The following is an 11,770-nucleotide window of genomic DNA, read 5'->3' on the forward strand; positions in this document are numbered from 1 at the left end:
CTCCTTCCTCTTAAAAATTATTTTTCTTCGCTCATATCAACTGTATCAGAATGCTTCTCACCTTCATCATCTAATGAACTCGTATCATCTTCAGGTTCAGAAATACGTTCAACCGATACGACTCTTTCACCTTTGGCTGTATTAAAAATTGTGACTCCCTTAGTTGAGCGCCCAGCCGTACGAATTCCCTCAACAGGGACACGAATAAGCTGCCCCCCATCTGATACCAACATAATTTGATCTTGCGCCTTCACCGGAAAAGCCGCTACTAATTTACCAATTTCAGCTGTTTTAGATGGATCTGTTGCGCGAATCCCTTTTCCGCCACGTCCCGAAATCCGGAACTCATAGGAAGAAGAGCGTTTACCATAACCAAACTCACTCACCGTCAAAAGCATTTGTTCACGTGCATGAAGTTCTGCATAACGTTCATCTGTTAACTCTGTTTCAGCCCCCCCATCCTCATCATCCAGAATGACAATATCTTCAACATCAGCATCTGCACCAGAAGCACGCCGTTCATTCATTACACGTTTAATATAAGCAGAACGCTCAATGGACGTCGCCTCGACATGCTCTAAAATTGTCATCGAAATGACTTTATCGCCTTTAGCTAAATTGATACCACGAACTCCCACAGAATTACGCCCAGCAAAGACCCGAACATCAACAACTGGAAAACGGATACATTGTCCATTGGCTGTTGTTAGAACAACATCATCATGTTCTGTACAGGTTTCAACAGAAAGAATTTCATCTTCTTCATCAAGTTTCATCGCAATTTTACCATTACGATTAACCTGAACGAAATCTGATAATTTATTACGACGCACAGTTCCACGTGTTGTCGCAAACATAATATCTAATGCACTCCAGCTCGCTTCATCTTCAGGCAAAGGCATAATCGTTGTAATACGCTCACCTTGTTGTAAAGGAAGCATATTGATCAAAGCCCGCCCACGCGATTGGGGTGTCCCCAGCGGCAGCCGCCAAACTTTTTCCTTATAAACAATCCCACGTGATGAAAAGAAAAGAACCGGAGTATGCGTATTGGCAACAAACAACCGCGTTACAAAATCCTCATCCTTCGTGGACATACCAGAACGCCCCTTACCACCACGTCGCTGTGCACGATAGGTATTAAGAGGCACACGCTTAATATAGCCACTATGGCTTACCGTTACCACCATATCCTCTGGTGCGATCAGATCTTCACTCTCCATCTCAGCGCTACCAAAACCAAATACGGTACGTCGCGGCGTTGCAAATTCCTCACGAAGAGCACTCAACTCATCCTTAACAATAGACATAATGCGTACGCGTGATGCCAAGATCTCAAGATAGTCAGCGATATCCACGCCAATTTTATTCAATTCATCAGCGATTTCATCACGCCCAAGGGCTGTCAATCGTTGCAAACGCAATTCTAAAATAGCACGTGCCTGTTCTTCAGAGAGATTATAAGTACCATCCTCGTGGATAATATGACGAGGATCATCAATAAGTTTAATCAAAGGCGCGACATCCATCGCTGGCCAGCGTCGTTCCATTAATTGTGTACGTGCTGTCTGTGGATCAGGAGCTTTGCGAATAAGCGCTATAATTTCATCAATATTGGCAACTGCAAGGGCAAGACCAACCAAAACATGGGCCCGCTCACGCGCTTTACGCAAAAGATATTTTGTTCGCCGACTGACAACTTCTTCCCGAAAAGAAACAAATGCACGAAGCATATCAAGCAACGTCATCTGTTCGGGTTTTCCCCCATTCAACGCAACCATATTACAACCAAAGGAAGTTTGCAGCGGCGTATAACGATATAATTGGTTTAAAACAACTTCCGCAACAACATCTTTTTTCAACTCAATAACAACGCGATATCCATCACGATCCGATTCGTCACGCAAATCAGAGATTCCCTCAATGCGTTTATCGCGCACCAATTCGGCCATCTTCTCAATCATTGTGGCCTTATTAACTTGATAAGGGATCTCACTCACAATAATTGCCTGCCGACCACTACGAATTTCTTCAATATCAACTTTAGCACGCATAATAATTGAACCCCGCCCTGTTTCATAAGCTGAACGGACACCAGAGTGGCCAAGGATAATACCCCCTGTAGGAAAATCCGGACCAGGAATAATTTCAATTATTTTATCGAGTGTGATATCGGGATTATCAATCAAAGCGATACAACCATCAACGACTTCACCAAGATTATGGGGAGGAATATTGGTTGCCATTCCCACAGCAATCCCCCCTGACCCATTAACCAAAAGATTGGGAAAACGCGCTGGCAAGACAACCGGTTCACGCTCACGCCCATCGTAATTATCCTGAAAATCAACAGTATCTTTATCAATATCAGCTAAAAGTTCTTCTGAAACTTTTTCTAAACGACACTCAGTATAGCGCATAGCCGCGGGTGGATCACCATCAACGGAACCAAAATTTCCCTGACCATCAATTAATGGATTTCTTAAAGAAAAGTCCTGCGCCATACGCACTAATGCATCGTAAATTGAAGCATCACCATGGGGATGAAATTTCCCCATAACCTCACCAACAACACCAGCAGATTTACGATACGACTTATTGAAAGAAAGCCCCATCTCATTCATAGCATGAAGGATACGTCGATGAACAGGCTTAAGACCATCACGGACATCAGGGAGTGCACGTGAAACAATCACGCTCATCGCATAATCGAGATAGGAGCGTTGCATTTCATCAATAATACTGATTGGTTCAATACCGGTTAGCACATCACGTTCTGGGTGTGGAGTAAGATCGGTCACAATTTCAAAACTTTCAAAAAAGAATCATTTCACTTTATTTATAGCGAAAAATACACAAAAATGCTAATTTCTCTCCCATGACAAAAAAGAAATTTAACAATATTTTTCAAAATGTTATTAATTATATTTTAAATTACCAATAATAATTAACAATTTTCACTTCGCTAAACTTCAAAAATCTGAACAAGCAAACCATAAAATGATCATAATACTGCAATTTAAAGACTCTTAAAAAGGGACGTCATCATCTAATTTGTGTGAAAAACTTTCTCCCAATTGATTATTATTTTGACCAAAAGCATTTCTCTGATTTGAGTGACTATCGGCAAAGCCACCACTATAACTCCCCCCTTGACTTGCTCCTTGCTCCCCGCTCGCAGCTCCCCGCCCATCAAGCATTTGTAATTCGCCACGGTACTTTTGCAAAACAATCTCTGTTGTATAACGGTCATTTCCATTTTGATCTTGCCATTTTCGTGTCTGTAACTGCCCCTCAATATAAATTTTGCTGCCTTTTTTTAAATATTGCTCTGCAACTTTGACAAGGTTTTCATTAAAAATAACAATACTATGCCACTCAGTGCGTTCTTTTCGCTCATTTGTATTCCGATCGCGCCAACTTTCTGAAGTAGCAATACGCAGATTTGCCACTTGATCACCAGAATTCAAACGGCGGATTTCAGGATCCGCACCAAGATTACCAATCAAAATAACTTTATTAAGGCTACCAGCCATCGCATAAACTCCAAAATTTTAATTTGTAAAATACTCTGTTCTATAACAGTTATAACCCTCTTGACCTTCAATTTACATGTCGCAATTGACCATCAATATGGGTATTGCTATCCTTTACCAATATTGTATTCAGTGTAATTATAACAAAAGATGATAAAAACGCATAGTTTATTCCACCACGAGAGAATAAAAAGCTGCTCATTTGTATTTTTTTCACAAAACTTATACCTTCCTTTTGCATTAAAGCAGTTAAACACATTATAATTCTAAAAAAACAGTTTTATTCCATTTTAGGTGCTCAATTTTTGCCACATATGCCAAGGATAAAGTATGACTCATCAAAAATATATCTCCATTCGCGGTGCACGTGAGCATAATCTTAAAAATATTGATCTCGATCTGCCTCGTGATAAACTCATTGTTATAACAGGACTTTCTGGATCAGGGAAATCATCCTTAGCGTTTGATACAATTTACGCTGAAGGACAACGCCGCTATGTCGAAAGCCTTTCAGCCTATGCACGCCAATTTTTGGAAGTCATGCAAAAACCCGATGTCGACCGCATAGACGGTCTCTCTCCAGCTATCTCCATTGAACAAAAAACAACCAGTCGCAATCCTCGTTCAACAGTAGGTACCGTTACTGAAATCCACGATTACATGCGTCTTCTCTTTGCACGTATTGGTATTCCTCATTCTCCTGTGACAGGACTTCCTATTGAAAGCCAGACAGTAAGCCAAATGGTGGATCAAATTATGGCCTTACCAGAAGGAACGCGAATTTTTATTATGGCCCCTTTGGTGCGAGGACGAAAGGGAGAATATAAAAAAGAGCTAACAGAACTTTTAAAAAGAGGATTTCAACGCGCTAAAGTTGATGGCAAGTTTTATGAAATCCCTGATATTCCACCTCTGGATAAAAAATATAAACACGACATCGATGTCGTGGTAGACCGCATTGTTGTACAGAAGGATATCACCTCTCGCTTGGCTGATAGTATAGAAACCTGTTTACAGCTAGCAAATGGGCTTGCCATTGCTGAAATGGCAGACCACCCCTTAGCACAAAAAGAAACGACAAAGGAATCTGCTCATAAATCAAAAAATGATACACACAAACGGCTCATTTTTTCAGAAAAGTTTTCCTGCCCTGTATCGGGTTTTTCTATTCCTGAAATTGAACCACGCCTTTTTTCGTTCAATAATCCTTTTGGCGCCTGTCCTCTCTGCGATGGACTGGGCATAAAAAAAGCAATGGATCCACTGAAAATTGTGCCCAATAAAAATCTTACCCTCAAGAATGGCGCCATTGCCCCTTGGGCTAAGTCAGATTCACTTTACTATAAACAAACCTTAGAAGCATTAGGAAAAGCTTACGGTTTCAAACTCACAGATCAATGGTGTGAACTCTCTAATGAAGCACAACAGGCTATTCTCTACGGTACAAAAAGAGATGAAATTTCTTTTATCTATAAAAATAATTCTGGTTCGCATAAAACGACCCAACCCTTTGAAGGAATCATCCCTAATATGGAGAGACGCTGGAAAGAAACCGATTCTGCTTGGTCTCGAGAAGAAATCGAACGTTATATGTCTTCTTCGCCCTGCCCAGCTTGTCACGGTTATCGTTTAAAACCAGAGGCACTTGCTGTAAAAATAAACGGAATGCATATTGGGCAAATATCAGATCTTTCTATTCTAAAGGCAGATGATTGGTTTGCCAATGTTCATCAATATCTCACAAAAAAACAACGTAATATCGCCGTACGTATTTTAAAAGAAATTCGTGAACGCTTGGCTTTTTTAAATCATGTAGGATTGGAATATCTTACCTTGTCTCGAAATTCAGGAACGCTTTCAGGGGGAGAAAGCCAACGCATTCGGTTGGCATCCCAAATTGGTTCTGGTCTTACAGGCGTTCTTTATATTTTAGATGAACCATCTATCGGTTTACACCAACGCGATAATGAACGCCTGTTGGAAATGCTGCGCCATTTGCGTAATCTTGGCAATACAGTTATTGTTGTTGAACATGATGAAGATGCTATTCTCACAGCAGACTATGTTGTCGATATGGGGCCTGCCGCAGGCGTTCATGGTGGAGAAATCATAGCGCAAGGAACACCGCAGGAAATTATAGAAAATTCAGCCTCTCTCACAGGCCAATACCTTTCAGGAAAAATGGCTGTTAAAATGCCGACAGAGCGACGCAAAATATCAAAAACGAAAACACTTAAAATCATCGGCGCCAAAGGCAATAACCTCAAAAATATCAATGCGAATATTCCTCTTGGAACCTTCACATGCATAACTGGTGTTTCTGGAGGAGGAAAATCAACATTTCTTATTGAAACGCTTTTCAAAGCAGCATCACATCATATCATGGGCTCTCATCACAGCCCTGCCAGCTATGACAAAATTGAAGGATTAGAATTTCTTGATAAAGTCATCGATATCAACCAGTCTCCTATTGGACGCACCCCACGCTCTAATCCCGCAACCTATACAGGTGCTTTTACACCGATTCGTGAGTGGTTTGCCGATCTTCCAGAATCAAAAGCCCGCGGTTACAAAGCTGGGCGTTTTTCATTTAATGTTAAAGGAGGACGGTGCGAAGCATGTCAAGGTGATGGAGTCATCAAAATTGAAATGCACTTTTTACCTGATGTCTATGTTACTTGCGATGTCTGTAAAGGAAAACGCTATAACCGAGAAACACTAGAAATAAAATTCAAAGGACAGTCTATAGCCGATATTTTGGATATGACAATTGAAAAGGCAGAGGAATTTTTCCAAGCTATTCCCGCTATTCATAATAAAATGGAAACTCTCATTAAAGTAGGATTGGGTTACATAAAAGTAGGACAGCAAGCAACCACACTTTCTGGTGGGGAAGCACAACGTGTAAAACTTGCGAAAGAACTTTCTCGTAAAACAACGGGACGTACACTCTATATTTTGGATGAACCGACAACAGGTTTACATTTTCATGATATTTCCAAACTTCTTGAAGTGCTTCACGAACTAGTCGAGCAAGGCAACACAGTTATAGTCATTGAACATAACCTTGATGTTATAAAGACAGCCGACTGGATTATTGATTTAGGACCAGAAGGTGGAGATCGCGGTGGTGAAATTGTTGCAATTGGACGCCCTGAAGACATCATTAAGGTTCCCGCTTCCTATACGGGAAAATTTCTAAAACATGTTTTACTGCGCCCATCTCTCTATAATTCCAATTCTTAGAAACGCTTTCTATTGTAAAATACAGCATACTAACAAAGCCTGTACTTTTATTATTACCTGTAAACCAACACCTAATTCCAGTGGTGCAACACGTTTGAAGCAAAGACTAAAAACAATTTAGCGCTTTATAAGCTGTTTCAGTTGTCGTATTGCCAAATAGGAACGCGCACATAATTGCGTATTTATTCTCTGTTTTGTTTATACCTGAAACGACCAGACAACCTAAACTGGGAAGAATATGAAGTTTTAAGGGTATAAATAAATTTCTATATTTCCATTTCCTTTTAATTTATCTTTATGATTTTCCAAGGCATCCACAGCAATATCTTATAATGAAGATTGCCATTGCTTCACACTTTTATTTATCGCGTTCCTTAATGAAGATCACATTCCTCACGAAGGAACAAAACGCCCCAAACGGAATATATTTGCGTTGCCAATTCCCACATCTGTTTTAAAGAAACATTTCTCAATGCTCTCAAGCCCATTTCACAACGGCTCCTATGAATGCTATAATGATAAACTCATTATTATACACCACCATCTTTACATTTATGAATCGGCATCATCACACTCTTTTCCAATATTTGTCTTCCCTACTCCCTAATATTGTAAAGCCTTTAATTATCGAAAGCTTTCATAAAAAGCATTTTATTTCTTTTTTCAAATGTTGTTATCCACACACTCATAACTATTTATGATATATAAAAGTATCGTTTTGATTGATTGACGATAAAAAGATCTAAAATGAGAAAATCTTACGCTATTAGAGTTTCTCATTCAATGTGGAGAGCGTCTAATTATCCTTATAAGTCAAGATATTATCTAATAAAAAAGAAACAAAACTCTTTTATTATATTATTTGAATTCTGTATAAGAATTGTAAGTTTTTTTCCCAAAAAACAGTATTTGGCTGTATTCTACAAAAGAAACTCTCCTAACAGAGCATAGAGTGTCATTATTTTCGACTTTTTGTGCACAAAGTATCTGTTGGACATCTTACAGTTGTCAATATAATGTGATGCAGTCTAAAAAGACAAAATAACGTTGGAGATAATTTCAGCATGAAAAAAATTGAAGCCATTATAAAACCTTTCAAACTTGATGAAGTGAAAGAAGCGCTTCAAAAAATTGGGTTACATGGTATTACAGTAACAGAAGCGAAAGGTTTTGGTCGTCAAAGGGAACATACAGAACTTTATCGTGGTACGAAATATGTTGTTGACTTTCTACCTAAAGTAAAGATTGAAATTGTTGTGTCCGATGAAAAACTGGAACAAACTGTTGATGCAATACGTAAAGCAGCTCAAACCAAACATATAGGGGATGGAAAGATATTTGTCTTTTCCATTGATGATGCAATTCGTATAGGCACAGACGAAACCGGTATCGATGCCCTTTAATAAATAACAGGAAAATTCACTTTTTTATCCACCTCAACGCCATATTAAGGAAATTGAATATGACAACCGCATCAGATATTATCAAACAGATTACAGACAACGAAATCCGTTTTGTTGATTTACGTTTTACTGATCCACGAGGAAAATTGCATCACATTACAATGGATATCGCAGAGATCAGCGAGGATACTTTTAGTGATGGTGTCATGTTTGATGGTTCTTCAATTGCTGGTTGGAAAACAATTAATGAATCTGACATGGTTTTAATGCCAGATCCAGCAACAGCACATATTGATCCTTTTTTTGCTCAATCTACTTTGGTCATATTTTGTGATGTACTTGATCCTGTCTCTGGTGAGTTTTATCGTAGAGATCCTCGTTCTATCGCCAAAAGGGCTGAGGTGTATATGAAATCTTTAAACATTGGAGATACAATCAATGTGGGTCCAGAAGCAGAGTTTTTTATCTTTGATGATGTGCGCTATAAAACGGACCCTTACAACACAGGGTTTAAACTCGATTCAAGTGAACTTCCCTCTAATGATGATACGGAATATGAAACAGGAAATCTAGGGCATCGCCCACGAATAAAGGGAGGCTACCTTCCTGTTCCGCCGATTGATTCCTGCCAAGATATGCGTTCTGAAATGCTCACAGCACTCAAGGATATGGGCGTACAGGTCGAAAAACACCATCACGAAGTAGCAGCAGGCCAACATGAATTGGGTATTCGTTTTGATACACTTGTTCGCGAGGCTGACAAGATGCAAATTTTTAAATATGTTGTACATCAAATAGCAAACAGTTATGGGAAAACAGCAACCTTCATGCCAAAACCAGTTTTTGGTGATAACGGCTCTGGAATGCATGTCCACATTTCCATTTGGAAAGATGGCAAACCCATTTTTGCAGGAAATGAATATGCTGGACTATCAGAAACCTGTCTGTTTTTTATCGGTGGTGTTATTAAGCACGCAAAAGCAATAAATGCTTTTACCAACCCATCCACAAACTCCTATAAACGTTTGGTTCCTGGTTATGAAGCTCCTGTTCTTCTTGCCTATTCAGCACGTAATCGTTCTGCATCTTGCCGTATTCCTATGAGCTCCTCACCAAATTCAAAACGCGTAGAAGTTCGTTTTCCAGACCCAACAGCAAATCCCTATTTGGCATTTGCAGCCCTTTTAATGGCTGGTCTTGACGGTATCAAAAACAAAATTCATCCCGGACATGCTATGGATAAAGATCTTTATGATCTTCCCTTAAAGGAACTTAAAGAAATCCCTACTGTTTCAGGAAGCCTGCGTGAAGCGCTTGAAGCACTTGACAAAGATCGTGGATTTCTTAAAGCTGGCGACGTTTTTGATGATGATCAGATTAATTCCTTCATTCAAGTAAAGATGCAAGAAGTCTTGCGCTACGAAACAACACCTCATCCTGTTGAATTTGATATGTACTATTCTGTTTAAACAATCAATACGCATTCTTTTGATTTTGAAAATGGAGGCAAAAGCTTCCATTTTTGTGGATATTCTTCTCATGCAAAAGCGCAAGAGGCTTTTTGCTCATCCGCTTTTCCTTTATAATGTGTTGAATCTCTTCAAATGAATTAACAAAGGTTTCTAATGCCGCGAATTTGTTTTCTCGTTTCCGTTCTTTTATGCATTGTCTTTATCACATCAACAACTAAAGCACATACAATAACCAACCAAAAACTTACAACTCTTGAAAAAGCAACATCTGCTTATAGTAAAGCACTTAAAAATGCCGATGCAAATGCCATCTTAAATGCTATTCCTCCCCAAGTCATCAACCGCTTAACCGCCCAAAAAAATCTTAATCAATCACAATTTCTACAAATCATGAAAAGCCAAATAGAACGGTTGGCAGAAAGTTACAAGATTGAAACGATCAACATTGATCAAAAACAAAAACGTGAAGGTACCCTTGATAATGGTACCCCTTATTTTGTTATACCCGTGGAGCTTGTAACCACAACAAATGCTGGAAAAAAATGCTCTATTCAAACTGAAATTATTGCCCTACTTCACGATAACCAATGGTATTTTATCCGTGGTAATGACGAAGCGCTCTTAACCATAACCAATGAACTATTTCCTGGACTTGATAAAGTAAAAACCAATCCTCAAAAAGTCACAAAAATACTCTGAGCGAAAAGAATGCACGTAAATAAAAGATTTTCCCCTATAAACAAGTTGTAACAATTGTAGCAGCAGCCTTAAATTCAACTTTTTTATGAGAACGGCGTGCTATTGTTTCTTTATCCGTTCCCCATTGCTCCATCATCCAATCTTCATCTAAATAGGCAATAGACCAAGCATGATCAGCATCAATGTTTCCCGCTGCAACAGCAAGAGCAATGAGAGCAGATCCCGTTAATGTTGTCATCATATGAAGTGCAGCAAGCATATAAGCAGACTCAACTCTACGTAAATAATTACTGACTGCTTGAAGTGCTTCTGGTGATTGTTCCACATGCATCAGCCCTTCTGTCAAATAAAACCTTGCACCCAGTTTTTTTTCTGCCCAATCTAATAAAGGATCCCATTGCTCAGATTGTTTTTGCACCAACTCTTTAGGTGTTTGTGCACGATAAAAGATCATATCACATGCAACGAAACGCAATAAATCTTCGAAAACCGCCTGCATATCATCAGCGATACCATCAATAACAGTATTAACCAAACGCGTCATCGGCATTTTTGCAGGATCAACAACGTGCTTTTGGTTCTCAAATTCCTGAGCAACATATTCAGCAAACACTTCTGTTGGCACATGAAAATGACGCCTTGCGGGCGTTTTTACAGGACGTTCATCCAACAAAATCGTAAAGCCGCCCTCCTCACAAGCGATCTTCACTTGCTTATAAAACCGTTTTGGGTGTGATTGGAATGAAAGATTTTGAACCTTTTGAACAGAACTCTTCTTATTCAATGGCATATCAACATGATCCAAAATCTCACGCATATTTGTTTACCTCTGATCTTTTCAAAAAAAACGACTGTTTCTTTAGGTTCTGTAGCTTGAATAAGGTTTAATCTGACCTTCTTAACGATTCCAAAGAAGAAAAAAATCTTACCAATCTCAATCTGATTTAAGAGTTATATTTCATGTTTCTTTTACAAACAAGACAATGATGATTGCCTTTTATATATTTAATACAATCATAATAGTAAAACAATTTCTAAAAGTATTATCTTAATTAAGAAGTTAAACATATTGAGTTTTATGGCAAAGATGTTCATGCCTTACCAATTTGCTTATTATTCACCTACAATAGTATTATCAATATGAACAGATTCAAAAACGCTGCTCATCCAAAAAATGATAGAGCAGTACGGTTTACGTGTCATTCACCTTCGCTTAACCATTTCAATAATTCTCTAACATATCCAATAAATACCCTGCATAGAATTTTTCTGCTCAATTACTCCCCTAAAAGACGCTGTTTTACGGCATGATAGAATAATGAACAGACAAAATTATAATTGTAAATTTTCTTTCATATATACATTATTTTATAAAGCACTAAATTACTTAACGCATTGTTCTTGATATACTCTA

At 38.7% G+C, this 11,770-nt stretch carries 7 protein-coding genes; 4 read left to right on the forward strand and 3 right to left on the reverse strand.

Annotation, left to right across the window (positions count from 1 at the left end; translation table 11 throughout):
• Positions 1-17: 17 nt before the first annotated feature.
• Together gyrA and ssb are read right to left on the reverse strand one after the other, a co-directional pair.
• Positions 18-2,801, reverse strand: coding sequence for a DNA gyrase subunit A (gene gyrA / locus ACFIMI_RS02840; protein ID WP_375689055.1), 2,784 nt, complete (start codon positions 2,799-2,801; stop codon positions 18-20).
• Between the two features lie 228 nt (positions 2,802-3,029).
• Positions 3,030-3,536: a single-stranded DNA-binding protein gene (gene ssb, locus ACFIMI_RS02845; RefSeq protein WP_375611516.1), complete on the reverse strand. Its 507-nt coding sequence runs from the start codon at positions 3,534-3,536 to the stop codon at positions 3,030-3,032.
• A 330-nt stretch (positions 3,537-3,866) separates the two neighbouring features.
• On the opposite strand from ssb, the gene uvrA reads away from it, so the two are divergent.
• From uvrA to ACFIMI_RS02865, 4 genes are all read left to right on the forward strand, one after another.
• Positions 3,867-6,782 carry an excinuclease ABC subunit UvrA gene (gene uvrA / locus ACFIMI_RS02850; RefSeq protein ID WP_375692222.1) on the forward strand — a complete coding sequence of 972 codons (2,916 nt, stop codon included), beginning with the start codon at positions 3,867-3,869 and terminating at the stop codon, positions 6,780-6,782.
• 1,064 nt (positions 6,783-7,846) lie between these two features.
• Positions 7,847-8,185: a P-II family nitrogen regulator gene (locus tag ACFIMI_RS02855; protein ID WP_015856528.1), complete on the forward strand. Its 339-nt coding sequence runs from the start codon at positions 7,847-7,849 to the stop codon at positions 8,183-8,185.
• A 59-nt stretch (positions 8,186-8,244) separates the two neighbouring features.
• Positions 8,245-9,654: a type I glutamate--ammonia ligase gene (gene glnA, locus ACFIMI_RS02860; protein ID WP_375611514.1), complete on the forward strand. Its 1,410-nt coding sequence runs from the start codon at positions 8,245-8,247 to the stop codon at positions 9,652-9,654.
• A 156-nt stretch (positions 9,655-9,810) separates the two neighbouring features.
• Complete coding sequence (locus ACFIMI_RS02865) at positions 9,811-10,356, forward strand: hypothetical protein (protein WP_375692223.1); 546 nt, start codon at positions 9,811-9,813, stop codon at positions 10,354-10,356.
• Positions 10,357-10,390: 34 nt separating this feature from the next.
• Here ACFIMI_RS02865 and ACFIMI_RS02870 read toward each other — a convergent pair whose 3' ends face one another.
• Entirely contained in the window at positions 10,391-11,173 is a 783-nt protein-coding gene (locus ACFIMI_RS02870) for an ATP12 family chaperone protein (RefSeq protein WP_375629042.1), read from the reverse strand.
• Positions 11,174-11,770: the final 597 nt, after the last annotated feature.

Source organism: Bartonella sp. AP4SXKL (assembly GCF_042195845.1).
Taxonomy (GTDB): domain Bacteria; phylum Pseudomonadota; class Alphaproteobacteria; order Rhizobiales; family Rhizobiaceae; genus Bartonella.

Excerpts from the sequence above, each read along its gene's own strand:
- ssb (WP_375611516.1), bottom strand. The coding sequence starts at position 3,536 with ATGGCTGGTAGCCTTAATAAAGTTATTTTGATTGGTAATCTTGGTGCG.
- uvrA (WP_375692222.1), top strand. The coding sequence starts at position 3,867 with ATGACTCATCAAAAATATATCTCCATTCGCGGTGCACGTGAGCATAAT.
- ACFIMI_RS02855 (WP_015856528.1), top strand. The coding sequence starts at position 7,847 with ATGAAAAAAATTGAAGCCATTATAAAACCTTTCAAACTTGATGAAGTG.
- glnA (WP_375611514.1), top strand. The coding sequence starts at position 8,245 with ATGACAACCGCATCAGATATTATCAAACAGATTACAGACAACGAAATC.
- ACFIMI_RS02865 (WP_375692223.1), top strand. The coding sequence starts at position 9,811 with ATGCCGCGAATTTGTTTTCTCGTTTCCGTTCTTTTATGCATTGTCTTT.
- ACFIMI_RS02870 (WP_375629042.1), bottom strand. The coding sequence starts at position 11,173 with ATGCGTGAGATTTTGGATCATGTTGATATGCCATTGAATAAGAAGAGT.